This is a genomic window from Planobispora rosea (assembly GCF_014648175.1).
Lineage (GTDB): Bacteria > Actinomycetota > Actinomycetes > Streptosporangiales > Streptosporangiaceae > Planobispora > Planobispora rosea.
Genome location: NZ_BMQP01000015.1, coordinates 87937 through 109726, shown reverse-complemented (window position 1 = coordinate 109726; position 21790 = coordinate 87937). Strand labels below are relative to the sequence as shown.

At 72.3% G+C, this 21790-nt stretch carries 16 protein-coding genes and 3 pseudogenes; 12 read left to right on the top strand and 7 right to left on the bottom strand.

Annotated elements, in window-relative coordinates:
- Positions 1–24 precede the first annotated feature (24 nt).
- From IEZ08_RS17000 to IEZ08_RS16990, 3 genes are all read right to left on the bottom strand, one after another.
- Positions 25–729 carry a class I SAM-dependent methyltransferase gene (locus IEZ08_RS17000; RefSeq protein ID WP_189242458.1) on the bottom strand — a complete coding sequence of 235 codons (705 nt, stop codon included), beginning with the start codon at positions 727–729 and terminating at the stop codon, positions 25–27.
- A gap of 341 nt (positions 730–1070) precedes the next feature.
- The gene (locus IEZ08_RS16995) at positions 1071–2213 is read right to left on the bottom strand and encodes a CU044_5270 family protein (RefSeq protein ID WP_189242457.1); all 1143 of its coding nucleotides are present in this window, start codon (positions 2211–2213) and stop codon (positions 1071–1073) included.
- Positions 2213–2749, bottom strand: coding sequence for an RNA polymerase sigma factor (locus IEZ08_RS16990; RefSeq protein WP_068927678.1), 537 nt, complete (start codon positions 2747–2749; stop codon positions 2213–2215). Before IEZ08_RS16990 ends, IEZ08_RS16995 begins: the two co-directional genes overlap by 1 nt.
- Positions 2750–3149: 400 nt before the next feature.
- Here IEZ08_RS16990 and IEZ08_RS16985 point away from each other — a divergent pair, with 400 nt between their 5' ends.
- From IEZ08_RS16985 to IEZ08_RS16940, 10 genes and pseudogenes are all read left to right on the top strand, one after another.
- On the top strand, positions 3150–4337 hold the full coding sequence (locus IEZ08_RS16985; RefSeq protein WP_229803190.1) for a hypothetical protein: 1188 nt from the start codon (positions 3150–3152) through the stop codon (positions 4335–4337).
- A 191-nt stretch (positions 4338–4528) separates the two neighbouring features.
- A complete protein-coding gene (locus IEZ08_RS16980; RefSeq protein ID WP_189242456.1) occupies positions 4529–7354 on the top strand; it encodes an SCO7613 C-terminal domain-containing membrane protein in 2826 nt (941 codons plus the stop codon).
- Positions 7355–7696: 342 nt separating this feature from the next.
- Positions 7697–7903 carry a cold-shock protein gene (locus IEZ08_RS16975; RefSeq protein WP_068929239.1) on the top strand — a complete coding sequence of 69 codons (207 nt, stop codon included), beginning with the start codon at positions 7697–7699 and terminating at the stop codon, positions 7901–7903.
- A gap of 177 nt (positions 7904–8080) precedes the next feature.
- Complete coding sequence (gene lhgD, locus IEZ08_RS16970; RefSeq protein WP_189242455.1) at positions 8081–9283, top strand: L-2-hydroxyglutarate dehydrogenase; 1203 nt, start codon at positions 8081–8083, stop codon at positions 9281–9283.
- 35 nt (positions 9284–9318) lie between these two features.
- A complete protein-coding gene (locus tag IEZ08_RS16965; protein ID WP_068927672.1) occupies positions 9319–10026 on the top strand; it encodes a response regulator transcription factor in 708 nt (235 codons plus the stop codon).
- A complete protein-coding gene (locus IEZ08_RS16960; protein WP_068927670.1) occupies positions 10026–11414 on the top strand; it encodes a sensor histidine kinase in 1389 nt (462 codons plus the stop codon). The genes IEZ08_RS16965 and IEZ08_RS16960 overlap by 1 nt, the downstream gene beginning before the upstream one ends.
- A gap of 143 nt (positions 11415–11557) precedes the next feature.
- The gene (locus IEZ08_RS16955) at positions 11558–12178 is read left to right on the top strand and encodes a cyclodeaminase/cyclohydrolase family protein (protein ID WP_068927668.1); all 621 of its coding nucleotides are present in this window, start codon (positions 11558–11560) and stop codon (positions 12176–12178) included.
- Positions 12179–12221: 43 nt separating this feature from the next.
- Positions 12222–13085 (top strand): bifunctional 5,10-methylenetetrahydrofolate dehydrogenase/5,10-methenyltetrahydrofolate cyclohydrolase, encoded by an 864-nt coding sequence (locus IEZ08_RS16950; RefSeq protein ID WP_068927666.1) that lies wholly within the window; start codon positions 12222–12224, stop codon positions 13083–13085.
- Positions 13086–13189: 104 nt separating this feature from the next.
- Positions 13190–13888: a response regulator transcription factor gene (locus IEZ08_RS16945; protein ID WP_068927664.1), complete on the top strand. Its 699-nt coding sequence runs from the start codon at positions 13190–13192 to the stop codon at positions 13886–13888.
- A 385-nt stretch (positions 13889–14273) separates the two neighbouring features.
- Positions 14274–14770, top strand: a pseudogene (locus IEZ08_RS16940) (transposase family protein).
- A 127-nt stretch (positions 14771–14897) separates the two neighbouring features.
- Here IEZ08_RS16940 and IEZ08_RS16935 read toward each other — a convergent pair.
- The 3 genes and pseudogenes from IEZ08_RS16935 to IEZ08_RS16925 form a co-directional block, all read right to left on the bottom strand.
- Positions 14898–15620 (bottom strand): DUF6882 domain-containing protein, encoded by a 723-nt coding sequence (locus IEZ08_RS16935; RefSeq protein ID WP_068927662.1) that lies wholly within the window; start codon positions 15618–15620, stop codon positions 14898–14900.
- A 400-nt stretch (positions 15621–16020) separates the two neighbouring features.
- A pseudogene (locus IEZ08_RS16930) lies at positions 16021–16594 on the bottom strand (DUF6461 domain-containing protein).
- Positions 16572–16661 (bottom strand): annotated as a pseudogene (locus IEZ08_RS16925) (transposase family protein); the annotation flags it as partial. The pseudogenes IEZ08_RS16925 and IEZ08_RS16930, both read right to left, overlap by 23 nt.
- Positions 16662–16842: 181 nt before the next feature.
- On the opposite strand from IEZ08_RS16925, the gene IEZ08_RS16920 reads away from it, so the two are divergent.
- Positions 16843–18636 carry a GTPase family protein gene (locus IEZ08_RS16920; protein WP_229803189.1) on the top strand — a complete coding sequence of 598 codons (1794 nt, stop codon included), beginning with the start codon at positions 16843–16845 and terminating at the stop codon, positions 18634–18636.
- Complete coding sequence (locus IEZ08_RS16915) at positions 18633–20519, top strand: GTPase (RefSeq protein ID WP_068927658.1); 1887 nt, start codon at positions 18633–18635, stop codon at positions 20517–20519. Before IEZ08_RS16920 ends, IEZ08_RS16915 begins: the two co-directional genes overlap by 4 nt.
- Positions 20520–20533: 14 nt before the next feature.
- Here the strand turns inward: IEZ08_RS16915 and IEZ08_RS16910 are convergent, their stop codons facing one another.
- Positions 20534–21739: a cytochrome P450 gene (locus IEZ08_RS16910; RefSeq protein WP_068927655.1), complete on the bottom strand. Its 1206-nt coding sequence runs from the start codon at positions 21737–21739 to the stop codon at positions 20534–20536.
- Positions 21740–21790 lie beyond the last annotated feature (51 nt).

The window sequence follows — 21790 nt, the reverse complement described above, 5'->3', positions numbered from 1 at the left end:
CGCGTCGGCGGGGCTCTCCCGGCCTCAGCCGAGCCGCCAGCCCAGCATCCCCTCGGGTGCCTCGGCCTGGACGAAGCCCGCCCCGGTCAGCTCCGCCTCGATCGTCTCCCGGAGAGGGCGGTAGGCGGAGCCGACGATCTCCTCCTCGGCGATCACCGTGTCGCCCTCGACGACCTGGTAGAGGTGGCGGGCCGTGAAGGCCTCCGCCTCGGAGGAGGTGATCTCCGAAGAGACCCGGTAGGTGTGCCGGCCCACCCGGCGCGACTCCAGCTCCTGGAGCGGGCGCGGCTCCGGGGCGCCCCCGGGGCTCCAGGTGAACGCGAGCAGGCCGCCGGGCTCCAGCCGCTCCGCCAGCACCGGCCACATCCGCTTGCGGTAGTCGGGCTCCAGGGCGTACATCACATTGATCATCACCATGGCCTCGACCGGCTCGGCCAGATCCAGGCTCAGGGCGTCGTACGGGAGCACGGTCACCCGCTCCAGCAGCTCCGGGCGCTCGGCCAGCCGCGACAGCAGGACCGCGCGCATGCCCGCCGAGGGCTCCAGCGCGAAGACCTCGGCGGGCGTGCAGTCGGCCAGCGACGTGGTGATCAGCCCGGTTCCCGCGCCGATCTCCAGGATGCTCCGCGTCACCCCGGTCAGCAGGGCGGGCAGCTTCTCGCGGATCTTCGGCACGTGCCCGTTCTCCTGGAACAGGTCGTAGAAGGGAACGGCGATGAAGTCGGTCATGGCGGGCCACGCTATCCCAGGCACGGGCTCCCCGGAGGGAGAAATCGGGCGAGACACATACCGGATGACAGGGTTCCCATCGAGGGCCGCCAAGGGCGGAGCGCGTCCTGCCTCAGGCCGTCCGGCCGTACAGCCGGGGAGATCGACGAGGACGATTCCGCCTCCCCGGAGCGAGTGCCCGGAGGCGATCGCCGGGCCGTGCCGCCCTGCTCGGCGCGGACCACCCCGCGTCCCGGGCGAAGACGTGATCGAGTCTGTCAATCACTGAGCGGCTCCTCGGAGGCATACCTCATAAGAGCTGTGACTCTCAGAGGTGTGCCTCCAAGGCCGCGGTCACGGTGCTACCGGAGGCACTCCTTCTTGGCTCTCGGGGTGCAGCCCTCGGGGAGGACGGGGGCCTCGTCGGTCCAGCCGATCCGCCGGACCAGCCGGGAGAAGGCCACGCTCCCGGCCGGAAGGCCCTTCAGATTGGGCACGGGCGCGGTGAGAACCTCCTCCAGCGCCAGGGGGTCACCCGTGGCCCGGTCGATCACGATCCGCTCCGCGTACGGCCCGCCGGTCTCGCGCGTGAGGGCCAGGCCCGCCCGTCCCTCGACGTCCCGGGAGCCGTCGGTGATCCGCACGTCCGGGAGGGCGGACAACATGCGCAGAGCGGCCGCCCTGGTCTGCGGGGTGGCCGGGGTCTCGATGAGCAGGCCCGTGCCCACCCACCACACCTTCTCGTCGTCCGAGGGGGTGTTCCCCCCGGCGGGAGTGTCACTGTTCTCGATGTCCTTCAGCGCCGCCGCCCAGCGCTCCAGGATCTCCTCCTTCAGCTCCGCAGGGTCCTGGGGCAGCTCGCGGAGCTCCTGCGGGGTCAGCTGAACGCTGGACAGGCCGTAGTCCTGTGGAAGGTGAGGGATGTACCGGGTGCGGCCGTAGGGAATCTGGTCGTTGTCACAGTCGCTGTCCGCCCCGCAGATGCGGGGCGAGCCCGCCTTCTCCCACGCCGCCCGGTCGGCGGCGGTGAGGGGCTCGGCCCCGACCGAGGAGACCACGATGACGGTCGGGCCGTCCGGACCCGCCCAGCGGACCTCCCTGCCCCGCTCCTCGACCAGGAACTTCCCTCCATCGAACGACAACCGGACGAACCGGTCCATCTCCACGCGCCAGTGCGCGCGCTCGGGCTCCTGGCGCCGGGCCAGCCGGTCCGCGACGGCGTCGAGCACCTCCTCGGCACTGGGGTCGGCGCTCAGCGCGGTGGCCGTGGCCGTCACGCCGTCTCCCGCCCGGCCGTCCGCGCCGTCTCCCAGGAGTGGGACCGCGACGGCCGTGCCGATCACCGCGACCGTGGCGGTGGCCGCCACCAGGACGCCCGCCCATGCGGGAAAGCGGCGGCCGGAGCGGTGGGGCCGGAACGCGCGGGCCCTCGCCCCGGCGACCGTACCGGCCGCCGGAGGGGGGACGTCGGGCATCACGTCGTCGATGATCTTGAAGTCGTTCATCAGATCTCCACTCCCAGCCAGTCGCGCAGCTTGGCCCTGGCCCGGCTGAGCCGGGAGGCCACGGTGCCGTAGGCCACCCCGAGGGCCTCGGCGATCTCGTCGTAGGTGAGCCCGCCGTAGGCGGCGAGCAGGACCGCGTCGCGTTCCCCGCGCGGCAGCCGCGCCAGCGCCCCCGAGAGCCGGCCGGCTGTCACCCCCGCCGAGACGCGGTCCACCACCCGCTGGTCGTGGCCGTCGTCGTCCGGGGGCGGCCCGGCCTTGGCCAGGGCCCGGTAGCGGCGCAGCTCCGCCCGGCGGTGCCGGCCCACCAGGTTGGTGGCGATGCCGTACAGCCAGGGCCGTACCGAACCCCGCGCGGGGTCGAACCGGTCGCGCCGGCGGAAGGCGATCAGGAAGGTCTCCGCCGCGAGGTCCTCGGCGATGTCGAGATCGAGCCGGCGTCCGATGTAGCGGCGGATCTCCTCGTAGTGGGTGTCGAAGACGACGCCGAACCGCTCGGGGTCGGTGATCGACACCTCGTCAGGAGCTGTGATCATGCAAGAGTCTCTCTGCGGTGAGAACGGGAACACCCCTTCTTCGTCGCTGTCCGCCATCCCTTCCCCGCGTTTTCGATCCGCGCCGTCCGCCTGGGAGGTGCACCTCTGACGATGCGGACGGAGAACGGCCAGGCGACACGGTGGGCGGTGACCTCGTGGCCGCTCCAGAGCATCGCGATCTCCTGCGCCGGTTCGCCGACGGACGTCAGCTCGACTTCGCCCTTCATCCTGGCGAAGTAGCGCGTCCGCGGCATCGGCCGGGACGAAGACCCGCTCGCCCGGCAGTTCGTGCGGCTCCCCGCGGGCGATCGCCCGGTTCGACAACGCCGGGGAGATCCTCGACGCGGACGAACGGCTCCTGCGGCGCCTGCGCGAGCTGCTGTCGAGGCATGATTGCTGAATGCGGAGCAGAGCGGGGGATGTCCTGATTCGAGGGTTCATCGCGGCCGGGGCGGTCGCGGTGACGGTTCTCACCGGAGCCGGGGCGTGGAGCGGCGAGGCGCACGGCAGCACGGTGCGCGAGACCCGCGAGGACCGGGAGAACCGGGAGAACCGGGAGAACCGGGAGAGTACGGTGCTCGGGAGCGGGACGCCGGTCGCGCCGGACGAGGAGGAGGGGCGGGTCCTCTTCCGGTTCCGGGACAAACGGATCACCGAGTCGAGCGGGCTGGCGCTCTCACCCGCGCACGAGGACGTCTACTACACCCACAACGACAGCGATGCCGGGCCGGTCTTCTTCGCGGTCGGGGGCGACGGGCGGACCCGGGCGACGTTCACCCTGCGGGGCGCCGCCGCCCGCGACTGGGAGGGGATGGCGGCCTCCCGCGACCCGCAGACCGGTCGCGGGGTGCTCTGGTTCGCCGACATCGGCGACAACTTCGACGGAGCCTGGCCCGACGTCTCCGTCTACAAGGTGCGGGAGCCGTCCTCGCTGCGGGACGCCACCCTGCCCGCCGTGCGCTACCGCTTCCGCTACGAGGACGGCGGGCACAACGCCGAAGGGATCATGGTTCATCCCGGGACCGGCCGCCTGTACATCGTGAGCAAGGAGTTCTCCGGCTCGATCTACCAGGCTCCGGCGCGACTGCGCACCGGCAGGGTCAACATCCTGCGCCGGGTGGGCCCGGCCCCCATCATGGCGACCGACGCCGCCTACGCCCCCGACGGGTCGAGCTTCGTGATCCGCACGTACATCTCCGCCACGGTCTACAGCGCGCCCGGCGAGCAACTGGCCCGGGTAGCGATGCCGTCGCTGGAGCAGGCCGAGTCGATCGCGTACACCGCCGACGGCACGGCGCTGCTGACGGGCACGGAGGGGAGTGACAGCCCGGTCTACCGCGTGCCGCTGCCCGACGAAGTGCGGGAAGCGGCGGCCTCCACACCCACGCCGGCACCGGAGCCCACGCCGGGACCGGGCACCGGGACGGGGGCCGGTTCGCGCGCCGATTCGGAGGCGTCGGGGGGCGGTACGGAGGCTGCGGACCGCCAGGACGACGCGGGGGTGCCGTTCTCGGTCGTCGCCCTCTGGCTGGCCGTGGCGGTCGGGGCCACCGGGATCATCGCCTTCATCGCCCGCCGGACCCGCTGATCCGTGGCGGCGCCGTACGGCGGGTGACCGGGGCGCGCTCACGGGGGTGCGCTCAGGTGTGCGCTCACGGGGCGCGGATACTCAGGCGGGGTTGAGTACTCCGCCGGAAGCGATCCGGAGAGCGGCGAGGGAATCCTTGTGCCATGCCGTTCAACAGCATTCCCACTGGTCTGTCCTCATCACGGGCGGAGGTGAGGTGTCCGGATTGCGATCTGGTCCTCACCGAGAGCCGGGACCGCTGCCCGCGCTGCGCGCTGCCCCTCCAGGGGCCTGCGGCGGCTGAGCTGTGGCAGCTCGACCGGGCTCTGGCCGAGATCCGGGAGAGGGAGGCCGGGCTGCTCGCCCGCCGTACGGAGCTGCTCGGCATCCTCCGGCAGGAGCGGGACCGCCCGGCGGGGATCTCCGCGGGGGCGAGATCCGGGACGGGAGTGGGGGCGGAGTTCGCGGCGTCGGGGGCGGCGTCAGGAGCGTCGCCGGGACTCGCGGCGTCCGGGGAGTCGCGCGGGGACATCTCTCCCAGGGCGGTACAGAACCTGTTGCTCTCCCTCGGCGGACTGCTGCTGGTCGTCGCGGCCGTCGTGTTCACCGTCGTGAGCTGGGGAAGCCTCGGCATCGGCGGGCGGGCGGCGGTCCTGGCGGGATTCACCGCGGTGACCCTCGCCGTGCCGGTAGTCCTGGTGGCACGCGGGCTGACCGCCACCGCGGAGACCGTCGCGATGCTCGGTGTCGCCCTGCTCTTCCTGGACGGCTACGCCGCCCGGCGGGTCGGCCTGGCCGGCTTCGGCGACGTCGCCGGGGACGACTACGCGGCCGGTCTGTTCGCCGTGGTGGCGCTCGCCATGGCGGGTTATTCGAGGCTGCTCCCGCTGAGGCTGCCGCTGCCGACGGCGATCGTCCTCGCCCAGTTCCCGCTGCCCCTGCTCGCGACGGACGGGACGGTGACGTGGTTCACCGCCGCGCTCACGGTGACGGCCGTGGCCGACGCCCTCCTGCTGCTCCTCCTCGCGGCAAGGAACCGGGGTGCGCAAGCACCGGAGGGCGCGGAGGCGCCGGGTGTGTCCGGGGCCGAAAGGACCGCCGGGGCCGCGCCCGGGGTCCAGGGGGCCGCGCCCGGGGCCCGGGGAGTCACGCCCGGGGCCCGGGGAGCCGCGCCCGGGGTCCGGGGGGTCACGGCGGTCGCGTTCGGGATCGTGTGGGTGCTCGGCGCGGGATGCGGGCTCCTCGAATCCGCGGTGGGGCTGTTGATGGGGTTCACCTCCGACGAGGACTGGCCGGCCTCCCTGGCGAACGGCGCGCTGCTGGCCGTACTGGCCCTGACGGGGATCACCGTGGTGTCGCGGGTCACGGCGGGACGGCTCACGGTGCTCACCGTCGCGTCGGCGTGCGTCCTGGTCGCCGGGGCCGCGGCCCCCTGGCTTCCGCTCGTCCACTCGGCGTGGTCGATGCCCCTCTACACGGTGGCGGGTCTGGCCGTCGCCGCCGCGGCCCTGTATGCGCCCGGCCTGAACGGACGGCGGATGCGCTCCGCCGGGGCGGTCACCGGTGGCGTCCTGGCGGTGCTGACCGTGATTCCGTTCAACGACAACATCATCTACGCCTACGTCGAGCGGTTCGCCCACCTTGACGGGATCTGGGAGGGAGCGCGCGGTTACCAGGACGAATGGCCTGTGGTGTCCGTCCCGCTGCTGATCATCCTCGCGCTGCTGACCGCGGCCTCGGCGGCGGTCGCGGTGAGCCCCGCTCCGGTGCGGACCGTAGAAGGACTCCGAGGACTCCGAGGACTCCTGGGCGCCGCCGCGCTGCTGTCCGGCACGCTGACGGCGACCCTCCTTCCGGCCGCTTTCACCTGGAGCCACGCGGCGGAGCTGGCGCTCCTGCTCACCGTCGCGGCCGTCCTGGCCGCCGGTACGGCCGCGGCCCGCCGGCCCTGGTGGGTGTGGGTCCTCGCCTCCGCAGCCGGGACCGTCACCGTGCTGGCCGTCGTCACGGCGCTGGCCGGGCGGACCACCACCCACGCGGCGCTCGTGATCCTCATGCTCGCCTGGGGAGGTGCGGCCTCGGCGGCCCGGATCCCGGCCCTCCGCGCGGTCGCCGCCGGGACCGCGGCACTGCTCGCGGGTGGGGAGGTGCTGGCGGTCGGGGCGGCGCTGGGCCTGCCGCCCCGGCAGGCGGCGTTCGGCCTGCTCGCCGCGGCCTGCCTGGCGGCCACGGCGGCGGGCCTGGCGGTGAGGACGGGTCTGGCGGCCAGGACGGACCGGGAGATGACGACGGGCCCGGCGACGGCGGACCCGGCGACGACGGGCCTGTGGCGATCACGAGTGGCCGACGCCGCGATCGGGCTGGAGACGGCGGGCTACGTCCTCGCCGCCTGGGGGTTGCTCCTGGCCACCTCCGGTGCGCCGCTGATCGGCTCCGGCCTGCCGTCCGGCAACCCCGACCTGCCGACGGTCAGCCTGGCCTGCGCCGTCGTCGGCCTCATGCTGACCGGTACGGCACTGCGCCCCGACCGCCGGCGGGCGGCGTACGCGGGGACCGGATTCCTGCTGCTCGCCACCTGGGCACGGCTGCTCGCCTCCGACATCACCGTGGTCGAGGCGTACACGGTGCCGTTCTCCCTGGTGCTGCTGGCCTTCGGCTGGTGGCGGGCGAGGGCCGGGACCACCTCCTCCTGGGCCGCGTACGGAGCCGCTCTCGCCTCCGGCCTCCTGCCGAGCACGATCGCGATGTTCTCCGGTTCCGGCTGGCTCCGGCCCCTGCTGCTGGGAACGGTCTCGCTCGCGGTGCTCCTGGCCGGGACCCGGCTCCGGTTGCAGGCCCCGGCGGTTCTCGGCGGCCTGACCCTGGCCGCCGTCGCCCTGCACGAGCTGGCGCCCTGGATCGCGCGGGTGGCCGTGGAGGTTCCCCGGTGGGTGCCGATGGCGCTCGGCGGGCTGCTCCTGGTGGTGATCGGCGCGACCTACGAGGCCCGCCTGCGGGAGATGCGCCGCCTGCGGGAGGCCATCGGCCGGATGCGGTGATCCGGAGGGGTGTCCGTCCGGTGAGGACGATGCCGCGGCCGAAGGCGGCGGACTGGCCGCTGGGCGGCACGCCGAGCAGCGCGCCGAGCGTGAGCGGCCTCGTCCTCGAACCGCCGTGACACCCGCCTTTCCATCACGGGCCTTTCAACCACGGCTGCACGTGTGATAGCCTGGATGGTAGTTGCAGTTGTGGTACCCATAATGAACTTGTGTGCGCCTGACGGTATGTAGCCTCAGGTGCATTTTTTGTTTTCCGGTCTTCTCCGGGTGTGGGCCTATCTCGGCGACACGGAATCCGCGCGGTGCGGATTCCGGCTTTACACCTATCAAGAGGAGATCGACATGGCTGCTGGCACCGTGAAGTGGTTCAACGCGGAAAAGGGCTTCGGCTTCATCGAGCAGGACGGCGGCGGCCCCGACGTCTTCGCGCACTACTCCAACATCGTCTCTCAGGGCGGTTACCGCGAGCTGCGCGATGGCCAGAGGGTGGCCTTCGACATCACGCAGGGCCAGAAGGGCCCGCAGGCCGAGAACATCGTCGCCGCCTGACGAAACAGTTCCACAGCTCAGGGCCCGCCCCTCACAGGGGGCGGGCCCTGAGCCGTTTCCCGCCGCTGTGGAGACGCCCCTCTTCTCCTGGGGGCGGGTTGCCGCTAGCTTTCGGGAATGCGCGCTCGCGGGCCGGGGCGTGCCGTGCGGAGCTCTCGGAAGGTCACAGGTCACGCCATGGACATCGGGATTGTGGGCGCGGGCATCATCGGGCTGGCGGTGGCCAGGGAGCTCGCGCTGACCCGGGGTGCGCGGGTGACCGTGCTCGACAAGGAGGACCGCGTCGGGGCCCACCAGACCGGGCACAACAGCGGGGTCGTGCACGCGGGCATCTACTACCGGCCGGGGTCGCTCAAGGCGAAGCTCTGCCGGGACGGCGTGGCCCTGCTGCGGGAGTACTGCGCTGAGCACGCCATCCCCTACGACGAGGTCGGCAAGCTCGTCATCGCCTCCACCCCGGCCGAGCGCTCCGGCCTGCGGGCCATCGCCGACCGCGCCCGGGAGAACGGCGTCCCCGGCCTCGCCGAGCTGGACGCGCTGGCCCTGCGCGAGGTCGAGCCGTACGCCGTCGGGGTGGCGGCGCTCCACTCCCCGCACACCGCGATCGTGGACTTCCCGGCGGTGGCCCGCCGCCTGGCCCGGGACGTGGAGGAGGCCGGGGGCTCGGTACGGCTCTCGCACCCGGTCCGCGCGCTGCGGGAGACTCCGACCGGTGTCGAGGTGCTGGCCGGCGGGCCGGACGGACCGCGCAGGCTGCGCTTCGACGGGCTGGTCGTCTGCGCCGGGCTCGGTACGGACGCCGTCGCCCGGATGGCGGGGGTCTCCGGCGATGTGCGGATCATCCCCTTCCGCGGGGAGTACTACGCGCTCGCCGGGGACGCCAGGGACCTGGTCCGCGGGCTGATCTATCCCGTTCCCGACCCCCGCTACCCGTTCCTCGGTGTGCACCTGACCCGGAGGATCGACGGCGAGGTGCTCGTCGGCCCCAACGCGGTGATGGCCCTGGCCATGGAGGGCTACTCCTGGCGTGACATCGATCTCACCGACCTGCGCCGGGTCGCGGCCTGGGAGGGCACCCGGAGGCTGGCGGCCCGGCACTGGCGGACCGGGGTCAGGGAGGTGTTCGGCTCGCTGGCCAAGCGGGCGTTCCTTTCGGCCGCGCGCCGCTACGTGCCCGCTCTCACCGGGGCCGACCTGGTCAGGACCACCGGCGGTGTCCGGGCGCAGGCCGTGGCCCGCGACGGGAGCATGGTGGACGACTTCGTGATCGACACGCACGGCCGGATCGCTCTGATCCGTAACGCCCCGTCCCCTGCGGCGACGTCCAGCATGGCGATAGCCAGACACGTTGTAGGGATAACCTCTCTTTTGGACTCTTAACGGCTTTCTCATGTGGGCGGGTGAGGATAATTCCTGTGAGCGAATCGCCCGAAGCCCGCCTGCTGGTCGTCGAGGACGAGCCCAACATCCTTGAGCTGCTGGCCGCGAGCCTGCGGTTCGCCGGATTCGGGGTGAGCACGGCGGGCACCGGCACCGACGCCGTCGCCGCCGTGCAGCGGCACCGCCCCGACCTCATCGTGCTCGACGTGATGCTGCCCGACATGGACGGCTTCGATGTCGTACGGCGGCTGCGCGGCGGAGGCACTCATACACCCGTGCTCTTCCTCACCGCCCGGGACGCGGTCGAGGACAGGATCCGCGGACTGACGCTGGGCGGCGACGACTACGTGACCAAGCCGTTCAGCCTGGAGGAGGTCGTGGCCCGGATCCGCGCCGTGCTGCGCCGTACCAGCGGGGGAGAGTCCCCGGTCCGGCCGCCCCGGCTGACCTTCGCCGACATCGAGCTCGACGAGGAGAGCCACGAGGTCTGGCGCAAGGGCAAGGTCGTGGCGTTGTCGCCGACGGAGTTCAAGCTGCTGCGCTACTTCATGGCCAACGCCGGGCGGGTGCTGTCCAAGGCCCAGATCCTCGACCACGTGTGGGACTACGACTTCCGCGGCGACGCCGGGATCGTGGAGTCCTACGTGTCCGTACTCCGACGGAAGATCGACAACGCCGATCCCCGGCTGATCCACACCCTGCGCGGGGTCGGCTACGTGCTCCGGCTCCCTCCGGACATGTGATGCTCACCCGGCTTCCCCTGCGGGTCAAGCTGATCTCGGTCATCCTGATTCTGCTGGTCTTCGCGCTGGCCCTGATCGGCGTCGGCAGCGTCTCGATCATGCGGGGGTACCTGATCGACCGGGTGGACACCCAGATCGACATCACCACGGGGAACCTCCTGCGCCGCCTGGACCGCCGCACCCCCTTCAACCAGGCGGGCAAGACCCTCCCGCCGGAGGTGAGGGCGGAGCTCCGCGATTCCCGCAGCCGGACGATCATGTTGCTCACCGGGGCGGACGTGCAGGGCAAGCCGGGCCCGCAGGTGCTCCCGGTCACGATGCCGGAGCCGTACCACAGCGGCGAGTGGCGGGTCAGGGTCACCCGGCTGGACACCGGGGGAAGCCTCGTCGTGGCGGTGGACCTGACCGAGGTCCGGCAGATCGTCGGGCAGCTCGCGCTGGTGGAGGTCCTCGGCGGCGGCGGGCTGATGCTGGCGCTCGCCGGAGTGGGCGTGGCGGTCATCCGGCGGAGCCTGCGCCCGCTGGAGGAGATCGAGCGCACCGCCGAGGCCATCGCCGCCGGGGACTTGAGCCGCCGTGTCCCGGATGCCGATCCGAACACCGAGGTGGGACGCCTCGGCCGGTCCCTGAACGGCATGCTCGCCCAGATCGAGGCCGCGTTCCGGGCCAGGTCGGAGTCGGAGAGCGCGGCCCGCAGATCGGAGGAGCGGATGCGCAGGTTCGTCGCCGACGCCTCCCACGAGCTGCGCACGCCCCTGACGTCGATCCGCGGCTTCGCCGAGTTCTACCGCCAGGCGCCCGACATCGATCCGGCGCCGCTGATGCGCCGGGTGGAGTCGGAGGCGGTGCGGATGGGCCTGCTGGTCGACGACCTGCTGATGCTCGCCCGGCTGGACCAGCAGCGCCCGATGGCGATGCGCCCGGTGGACCTGCTCGCCATCGCCGCGGACGCCGTGCACGACGCCCGCATCCTGGCTCCCGACCGTGAGGTCACGCTCTCGGTCGACGGCAGCGCGCTGATCGTCTCGGGCGACGAGGTACGGCTCCGCCAGGTCGTGGGCAACCTGATGTCCAACGCCCTGACCCACACGCCGGAGGGCACGCCCGTGCGGATCGCGTTGCGCGGGCAGAACGGGAGCGCCGTCGTCGAGGTTGCCGACGAGGGGCCGGGTCTCACCGCCGAGCAGCGCGAGCGCGTCTTCGAGCGGTTCTACCGCGCCGACTCCTCCCGGGGCCGCCCCGACTCCTCCTCCGGAGGCAGCGGCCTCGGCCTGGCCATCGTCGCCGCCATGGTCGAGGCCCACGGGGGACGGGTGGAGGTCGATTCCGTCCCCGGCTCGGGCGCGGTCTTCCGCGTCCGCCTGCCCCTGGCACCCGAGGCCGACTGACTCTCTTCCGTCTTTCTCCCGTTTCTCTTCCGTCGTCTCGTCCGGGCGGCGCGGATGTCGGCCCCGTTCCCAGCTCCGGTGGGGGGCTCGTGAAAGGATTCCCGGCGTGACGTGACCTCACCCGATCGGGAGGACGGGCGTTCATGCGCGAAGAGAGAATCGGCGACTTCCTGGACAGTCTCGCCGACCGGGTCCCCGCCCCCGGCGGGGGAGCGTCGGCCGCGCTGCACGCGGCCCAGGCCGCGGCACTGCTGGGCATGGTGGCCCGCTACAGCGTCGGGGAGAAGTACGCCGAGCACCGCAAGGTGGTCGAGCGGATCATCGCGGAGACGGACGGGTTGCGATATTCCGCGCTGCTCCTGGCCGAGCAGGACGCGGCGGCGTTCACCACCGTCACCGACGCCTACCGGCTGCCCAAGGCGACGGAGGAGGAGAAGGCCGCCCGCTCGGCCGCCATCGCCGCGGCGCTGACCGAGGCGAGCAGGCCCCCGGCCGCGGTCATCGGCGTCGCGTCGAGCGTGGTCGGGCTGGCCGAGGAGCTCCTGCCGGTCGGCAACCGCAACGTCATCACGGACATCGCCGCCGCGGCCGAGGCCGCCCGCGCGGCGGCGACCACCGCCCGTGTGAACGTCGAGGTGAACCTGGGCGGCGTCCGGGACGAGGGCATCCGGGCGGAGCTGGTCACCCAGGCCGCGCAGGTCGACGAGATCGAGGCCCGCGCCGAGCGGGTGACCGCGGCCGTTCGCGCGGAGATCGCCGGCTGACCCCTCCGAGGCCGGAACCGAATCCCACCACCGAAGGAGCCAGATGAGCGCTGCCGTCCTGTCCGGGAAGGAACTCGCGGAGACGATCCGCACCGAGACGGCGACCGAGGCCGCCGGACTCGCCGCGGCGGGCATCCCTCCGCGGCTCGCCGTGGTGGTCGCCACGGCCGACGAGTCCAGCGCCTGGTACGTCCGCTCGATCGCCAGGGCCGCGGAGAAGGCGGGAATCGTCTGCGACGTCGTCGATCTGGGACCCGCTGCCGGAGCCCGGACGATCCGGGAGACGCTCACCCGGCTCAGCGACGATCCGGCGGTGCACGGCGTCATCCTGCAGACGCCGCTGCCGGGCGGCGCGGCGCTGGAGGACCTCGCCTCGGCCATCGCCTTCGAAAAAGACGTGGACGGCGCCAACCCGCTCTCCCTCGGCCGGCTCGTCGCCGGGCTCCCCGCGTTCGCCCCGGCCACGGCGGAGGCCGTGGTGACGATCCTGGACCACTATGCGATCGAGCTGACCGGCCGCCACGTCGCCGTGGTCGGACGCTCGACGGTGGTCGGCAAGCCCGCCGCCCACCTGCTGCTGGACCGGAACGCCACCGTCACCGTCTGCCACTCGCGCACCGCCGACCTGGCCGCCGTCACCTCCGGGACCGACGTCCTGGTGGCGGCGGTGGGCCGGGCCGGATTGATCACGGCCGAGCACGTCAGGCCGGGAGCGATCGTGGTGGACGTGGGAACCAACCCCACCGACGACGGCGGCCTGACCGGCGACGTGGACGCCGGCTCCGTCGCGGACCGGGCCGGGGCGCTGACCCCGGTACCCGGCGGGGTCGGCCCGGTGACCACCGCGCTGCTGCTGCGGCACACCGTCCACGCCGCCGCCCGCGCCGGGGAGAAGGGCTCCGGCTGACCGGGAGCGGCCTGTTCTTTCGGGAGCTGCCCGGTGATCGGCCTACAGGAAACACTCAGGTGACGTTGAGCCGCATCCCAGAGAGATGGGAAAACCTCGTCTCTGTGCTGGACAGAGTTGAGGCCCGCCTGCTGGTGGTGGACGACGAGCCGAACATCCGGGAGCTCCTCTCGGCCAGCTTGCGCATGTCCGGGTTCGAGGTCGTGACCGCGGGAGACGGCCGCGAGGCGGTGCACTTCGCCGAGCGGATCCGCCCCGACCTCGTGCTGCTCGACGTGATGCTGCCCGACATGGACGGGTTCGCGGTGGCGGGACGGTTGCGGGAGATGGGCGGGCAGATGCCCGTGGTCTTCCTCACCGCCAGGGACGGCATCGACGACAAGGTCACGGGGCTGAAGGTGGCCGACGACTACGTGACCAAGCCGTTCAGTCTGGAGGAGGTCCTGGCGAGGATCCGGGCCGTGCTGCGCCGTACCAGAGGGGACCTGGACATCCCCATCCGGCTGCAGGTCGGTGACCTGGAGCTGGACGAGGACGCGCACCAGGTCTGGAAGGCCGGCCGGCCGGTGCGGCTCTCGCCGACCGAGTTCAAGCTGCTGCACTACTTCATGGTCAACACCGGCAGGGTCCTGTCGAAGGCGCAGATCCTCGACCACGTGTGGAACTACGACTTCGGCGGTGACGCGGGGGTCGTGGAGTCCTACGTCTCCTATCTCAGGAGGAAGGTGGACACGGCCGAGCCGAGGCTGATCCACACTCTGCGCGGGGTGGGATACGTTCTGCGACCGCCGCAAGGTGATTGAACTTTCAGCCAATATTCAGGTTCGCCGGATCTGGCCCTGAGCTTCGTGGGGTCCAATGGACCGCACGACCCCAGAACGCCCTGGACGACACGGCGGGTCCGGGATTCGCCTCCAGCTGCGGGGGAGGCGAGTCCGGCAACGGCCCCGCCGCCGACTCCGGGGACAGGCCCCATCGCTTCACCGAGTTCGCCCCCGTGACCCGGTCGAGCGGTGGGGCACAATCATGTCCGGGATCCATGTCCGGAATGTATGCCCGGGACCCATGAGCCCTTTTCAACCTGACGGCGCTGATCGGCGTGGGCGCAAGGAGGCTGGGTTGAGGTGAGATGAGGTCCCCGGTAAGACAGCAGTCGACCAAGATCCGATGCTCCAACCGGGAGCCTCGTTGCTGTCTTACCGTGCCGCGATTCCGCTGTCTGACCGTACCCTTGTCCGTCTGGCCGACCTGATCCGCGCTCACCGCGCGCAACGGCGCTCCCGATGGCGCCGCCTCGGCCCCGGACAACAAGCGCTCCTTGTCCTGGCGCACCTGCGCGGGCGGCGACACCTATGCCCGCCTGGCCTATGCCGTTCTGGACGGCACGCTCATCCCGATCGACCGGTTGGCCGGCGACAGGCGGTACTCCTTTCGGAAAACACCACCGGCACGGGGTCAACGTCCAGTTCCTCGCCGATCGGGGGTACCAGGGTGCGGGCGGGGTGATCCGCACGCCGTTCAAACGCCACCGGCACCGGCCGCGCCTGTCGCGCCGTCAGAAGGCCGTCAATCGCTCCCACGCCCGCATCCGGGCGATCGGGGAACGCGCCGCAGCGACCCTGAAGGCATGGAAGGCGCTGGTCCGGCTGCGCTGCTGCCCCCACCGCACCACCGCGATCGTCTAGGCCATCCTCGCCCTGCAGCTCACCGAAGAGGGTCGCCACCCAGGATGAAAAACGCTCTATGTCCGCGGCCCTGAGGTCATCATCGTCGCACTGGCCGAGCAGCTCGGTTGAAGGCTGCCGGAGAGGCCTATGCGTCGTGCTGTGACATCGAGGCGTCGATGTCGGCGACGCGGCCGTACTGATCGAACTCCACGACTGCCTCGAAGCCCGGCCCCGACAAGGTGAGCTTCGCGAAGTCAGGGCTGAACACAGGGTTGAGCTGCCGCCGCAGGCCGTAGCTGTGCAGCGCGCGCCGGTGGTCTGTCACCCACGTGTCGGTGAGCGCCTGCATGATGACCCGCATCGTGCGGGGCGGGTTGGGCGGCGGCAGCCGGAAGTCCGGATGTTCGATGAGGAACGCGGCACGGGTACCGCCCCCGGCGTCGCCGTTGTAGGAGGTCCAGCGGCCCGTCACAGCCTTGGCGGCGTCCATGAGAAGCCCGACGGCCGCAACCGGTTCGGCGGGTGAGCCGGGCAGCGCGTCGAACGGGACCTCAGCTGAGGCGAGCTCGGCGATGCCGTGCTGTTCCCCGAAGTCGCGCAGGGCCGCGGACGCCGCTATCAGCGACTCGGGAAACCCGGACGGGTTCGCCCACGCCCACAACCACGATCGCGGACCGGGAGCGGCGGTGCCGAGCAGTTGGAAGCCGGTGCAGGTGGTCGCGCGGGGGCCGACGAAGTCGAACCGCTGCTGATTCATGTCGACGTTCCAGCTATGGTCACCGACCAGTTCCAGCAGGTGGAGCTGGTGTTCGAGCGAGAGCATCGCCGCGTCGTCGAGAAGGTTCAGCAAAGTGATCGTTTCCGGCACGCGGGCAGCCTAACAGTCCTTCGCGGTGACCTCGGTCCCGGCTTCCCAGCCCCCTGCTCTCCTGCCAAACGGTGTGCGTCGCCCTCTCGGTCTCCAGGTTCTCCGGCTCATGGCCGAGGACCGTTCACCGCCGTCTTCCGGGCCTGGTCGGGCGGGCTCTACCGGATCCTCCAGCCCGTGGTCGTCCAGACCTGTTGTCAGCACCTGCACCAGCAAGACCATGTGACCGCGCACTCCCGTGAGGGCGAGTTGCGAACCTCATCCTTGAGGCTTTTTCATCCCGGCGGCCTGGTACGGCAGGCTCGCACAGAACGGTGCCCCGGTGGAGCCTGCAGGAGCGTGCAGCGAAGTGATCCACCGGCCACGGCCACCTTGCGGGGGTGTGGCCGACGGGTTCTGCTCACCTCGATCCGGGAACGACTCCGCACAGGTAAGTGGACTCCTCCAGCAGCCACGGCGTCATCGTGATCCCGGTGAGGCGCTCGGCCAAGAGGAACGCCGGCCCCTCGTGGGGGTCGGCGCCCGGGTAGACGGGGGAGTCGATCCGCTCCAGGGTCTCTGTGCGTTCGTCCGGCATCTCCTCCGAGTAGCCTTCATGATGCCTGAACCTGAACTGGATCTTCCCGTCGTCGATCCAGTAGAAGCAGTCCATGCCGTCGACGTCGAGGGAGAAGTGGGAGCCGAGACGGATGCCCGCCGGCAGCGGCATAGTGATCTCTTGTGACGCCGACCCCGCCGCAGGCCTCGACGAGGAGCACCCAGTCGCCAACGGCGACGGCACCGAGGGTCTGCCGCCGGATCAGCTCATCAAGCGTCACGCGAGAGCAGTCGTCAACCCGGACGCCGAGCCGGGTCACCACTTCCCCAGGCGTCAGGCCGCGGACGTAGGTAAAGCAGTAGGCATCCGCCAGGCCGGGGAAGCGCGCCCGAGAGAACCAGGAGTAGTCGTCACAGGTGGACGTAGGGGTCGCCATTGCGCAGGTGGGCCAAGACCAGGAGGACTTGCTGTCTGGGGTTCAGGCGCCGCCATCGGGAGCCTCGTCTCATCCGCTACCGGCTTCTGCAGACCCGTCGTGACCTGGGACATCAGGATGAAAAAGCCTCCATGTCTGTGATCTTTCGCGGTACGGCCGCGCCACCCGGCATGTGCCTTTCGCAGGAATGACCAGGCTCCTTTGACGGGATATGTCTAGGGGCCTCTCTGCCGGGAACGATCGGTTCCATGGGCGGGAACGACGGCACGCTGGAGGCGCTGCGGGAACTGCGGCGTCACCTCGACCATGACCTGTTCCCCCTGGCGGTCGGGGACGTCGAGGCCGACCGCCGGACGCTGCGGGAGCTGACCGGGCAGCTCGACGACTACCTCATCCCGCGCCTGAGCGCGATCGACGCCCCGCTGCTGGCCGTCGTCGGCGGTTCCACCGGGGCGGGCAAGTCCACCCTGGTGAACTCCCTGGTCGACGCCGACGTCACCGAGCCCGGTGTGCTGCGTCCGACCACCCTGGCCCCCACGCTGGTGACCAGCCCGGCCGACCGGGACTGGTTCGTCTCCCCGCACGTGCTGCCCGGCCTGCCCCGCGTCACCGGGGGCGGCCGGGGCGAGCCGGGCACGCTCCGCGTGGTGGTCGCCGAGGCGCTCCCACCCGGTCTGGCCCTGCTCGACGCGCCGGACATCGACTCGGTCGTCGCCGCCAACCGCGAGCTGGCCGCCCAGCTCCTCGCCGCCGCGGACCTGTGGCTGTTCACCACGACCGCCTCCCGTTACGCCGACGAGGTGCCCTGGGGCTTCCTGCGCGCCGCGCGCGAGCGGAGCACGGCGCTGGCGGTGATCCTCTCCCGTGTCCCGCCGGAGGCCCTGGGCCTGGTCGCCGGGGACCTGGCCCGGCTGCTGGAGGCCAACGGGCTGGGCGGGACGCGGCTGTTCGAGGTGCCGGAGCTGCACCTCCCCCGGGAGAACGCCCGGCTGCCCCGCGCCGCCGTCCAGGAGGTCACCGGCTGGCTGACCGGCATCGCGGCCGACGCCCAGGCCAGGGCCGACGTGGTCCGGCAGACCCTGTCGGGCGCGCTGGACAGCCTCGCCACGCGGGTTCCCGCGCTCGCCGACGCGGTGGACCGCCAGAGTGCCGGGGCCGGGGAGCTCCGCGCGGCGGTCGACGCCGCCTACGCCGCCGGGCTCGCCACCTTCGACGAGGGCATGCTGGACGGCTCGCTGCTCCGGGGCGAGGTACTGGCCCGCTGGCAGGACTTCATCGGCACCGGTGACCTGATGCGCTCGCTGGAGAGCCGGGTGGGCCGGCTGCGGGACCGCCTCGTCTCGCTGTTCACCGGGCGGCCCGCTCCGGAGAGCGAGCTGCGGGTGGCGCTGGAGCACGGGGTGGAGGCGCTGGTCAGGGCCGCCGCCGACGGCGCGGCCGAGCGCGCGCTGGAGTCGTGGTCGTCCCTGCCCGCCGGGCGGGCGCTGCTGGACCGGGCCGGGGCCGTGGCGGCCGGACGGCTCGGCCGGGCCTCGGCGGGCCTGCGCCAGGAGGCGGAGGAGGCGGTGCGGGGGTGGCAGGGGTACGTGCTCGACCTGGTCCGCGAGGAAGGCGCCGAACGGCGCACCACCGCCCGGGTCGCCTCGTTCGGCGTCAACGGGATCGGTCTGCTGCTCATGATCGCGGTCTTCGCCTCCACCGGGGGCCTGACCGGGATCGAGGTCGGCATCGCCGGGGGCACCAGCGTGCTGAGCCAGAAGCTTCTCGAGGCCGTCTTCGGCGACCAGGCCGTCCGTACCCTGACCACCAAGGCCCGCGACGACCTGCGCGTCCGGGTGGAGGCCATCATGTGGGACGAGGCGGCCCGCTTCACCGGGCTCCTCGACGCGGTCGAGCCTCCGGGGGGAACGGCCCAGGCCCTGCGCGCCGCCGTGTCGGCGGTACGGGACGGCCGCGGCACCGTCCCGGCGGGAGCCGTCCCGGACGGCGGTGGCGAGATCCCGGCGGAGGGCCTGCCGGGCCGGGAGGCGGGCGACCGGTGAAGCTGCTGCGGCGTGAGAGCACCGTCTCCCTGGACGACCGGCTGGCGGCCCTGACGGAGGCGGCGGACCTGGCCGACGGGCGGTTGGACGCCGAGGCGGTGGCGCACGCCCGGACCGTGGTCTCCCGGGCCGGGACACGGCGGAGCCTGTCGGTGGACCACACCGTGGCGGCGCTGGCCGGAGCCACCGGGAGCGGGAAGTCGTCGCTGTTCAACCTGCTCTCGGGCACCGCGCTCGCCGCGGTCGGAGTGACCCGGCCGACCACCTCCACCGCGCAGGCCGCCCTGTGGCGGGGGGCCGGATCGGGCCCGCTGCTCGACTGGCTGCAGATCCCCAACCGGCACGAGGTGGACGGGGCGGAGGCCGGTACGGCGCGCGGTGACATCGGAGGATCCGGTGGGGACGGCCGGAGGTCCCACGGCGAGGACGGCCGGGGACACGGCGAGGACGACGCCGGGGAGATCTCCGGCCTGATCCTGCTCGACCTGCCCGACCACGACTCCATCGAGCTGGCGCACCGGCTGGAGGTGGACCGGCTCGCCCAGCTGGTGGACCTGCTGGTGTGGGTCCTCGACCCGCAGAAGTACGCCGACGCCGCCGTGCACGACCGCTATCTCAAGCCGCTGGCCCGGCACCGGGACGTCATGGTGGTCGTCCTCAACCAGATCGACCGGCTCACCCCGGCCGCGGCCGAGCGGTGCCTGACGGACCTGCGGCGGCTGCTCGCCGAGGACGGGCTGGCCGGGGTACCGGTGATCGGCGTCTCGGCGCGCACCGGAGCGGGGGTCCCGGAGCTGCGCTCCCTGCTGGCCGCCCGGGTCGCCGACCGGCGCTCCTGGGCCGCCCGCCTGGCCGCCGACGTGGGCACCGCCGCCGACGTCCTGGTCCGCGCGGCGCACGGGACCGGCGGGAACGGGACCGGCGGGAACGGCACCGACCGGCGGACGCGGAACGGGCGGGCCGCTCTCGGATCAGGGGACGGCCGGACGGGAACCGCGCCGCCCACGGCGGCCGACCTCGTGAAGGCCCGGGAGGCGTCCGTGGACGCCCTGGCGGGACCGCTGACCTCCGCGCTCTCGCAGGCCGCCGGGGTCCCGCTGGTCGTCACCGCGGTGGCCAGGGCGCACCGCCACCGTTCGATCGCCGCCACCGGCTGGCCGGTCACCCGGTGGATCCGCCGCTTCCGGCCGGACCCCCTCCGCAGGCTCCGCCTCGGTACGCCCCCGGGCACGGGCGGGTCCCGGGCCGAACCGGAGGCGGGAGCCGGGCCCGGAAGCACCCCGGGGGACACGACGGGAACGGTGGTCGGGCGGACCTCGATCCCGGCGGCCACCACGGTCCAGCGCTCCCAGATGGACATCGCGATCCGCGACACGGCCACCGCCGCCTCGGCGGGGCTCCCCGAACCGTGGGCGGCGGCCGTACGGCACGCGGCCAGATCACGGGTGGACGAGCTGGAGGACCGGCTCGACCGGGCCGTGGCCACCACCTCGCTCGGGGCGTCCCGGCGACCGGCGTGGTGGAGGGTGGTGGGGGCCGCCCAGTGGCTGGTGCTCGCGGCGGCGCTGGCGGGCGCGCTCTGGCTGCTCGGCCTGTTCGCCATGGACTACCTCCGCCTGCCCGAACCCCCCGTGCCGACCGCGGGCGAGATGCCGTGGCCCACCCTGCTGCTGCTCGGCGGCCTCCTGCTCGGCCTCGTGCTCGCCCTGCTCTCCCGGGCCGTCGCCTGGCTCGGCGGCCGACGCCGGGCGCGGAAGGCCGCCAAGGCGCTGCGCGCGAGCGTGGCGGAGGTCGGCCGCGCGCTCGTGCTGGAACCGGTGGAGGAGGAGCTGACCCGCCACCACCGCTTCACCGAGGCGGTCACGACCGCCCGGCGCCGCTGACTCTGACGTGCCCGTCACCGCCGGAAGCGGACCGGCATGTGTTTGATGCCGTTGATGAAGTCCGAGCGCATGCGTTTGGGCGGGGCGGTGAACTCGGCCGCCGGGAAGCGGCGGAGCAGTTCGCGGAGCATGGCGGTGATCTGGGCGCGGGCCAGGCCGGCGCCCAGGCAGAAGTGGGGGCCGCCGCCGCCGAAGGTGACGTGGTCGTTGGGGCTGCGGCGGATGTCCAGGGTCAGCGGGTCGGTGAAGATCTCTTCGTCGTAGTTGGCCGAGGCGTAGAAGGTGACGACCTTCTCGCCTTCGGCGATCTTCTGGCCGTGCAGTTCGGTGTCGCGCAGGGCCGTACGGCGGAAGTTGTGGATGGAGGAGCCCCAGCGCAGGAACTCCTCGGTGGCCGAGCGCCACAGGTCCTCGTCGCCGATACGGTCCACCAGCTCGCGGTAGACGTCCGGGCGCTCGATCAGCGCCCGCATGGCGTGGGCGATCAGGTTGCGGGTGGTCTCGTTCCCGGCCACGGACAGGAGAACGAAGAAGGCGTCGATCTCGTCGCGGCTGAGTCTGTCACCGTCGATCTCGGCGTTGATCAGGGCGGTGAGGATGTCGTCGCGGGGGCCGGTCCGCCGCTCCTCCACCAGCGCGTCGCAGTAGGCGTACATCTCGGCCGCGGCGATCTCCCCGTCCTCGGGGGTGGTGCGGAAGTCGGAGTCCTGGAAGCCCACCATCCGGTTGGACCAGTCGAAGATCATCGCTTGGTCCGCCTCGGGCACCCCGACCATGTCGCAGATCATCTGGAGTGGGAGGTGCTGGGCGACGTCGGTGACGAACTCGACCTCCCCGCCCTTGTCGGCCACCGTGTCGGCGATCCGCGCGGCGCGCGCGGTGATGGTCTCCGTGAGCTTGCGGATCATCCGGGGGGTGAACCCGGCGCTGACCAGCTTGCGGTAGCGGCTCTGCCGGGGCGGGTCCATGTTGAGCAGCATCAGCCGCATGACGTCCAGGGCCTCCGGCGCCTGCGTGCGGATGAAGGTGCTGCCCGCCTCGGTGGACCAGGTCTGGTGGTCGCGGCTGACGGCCCTGACGTCGTGGTAGCGGGTGACGGCCCAGAAGCCGGTGTCGTCCGGCACGTCGTGCCAGTGGACCGGTGCTTCCCTGCGGAGGTAGGCGAACTGCTCGTGCGGGACCTCTCGCTCCCAGGTGTCCTCAAGCAGGTCGATCTGCATGCCGACGGCTCCCTTCCGGCGCGTTTGCAGGAGTTGTCCGGGTACGGCTGG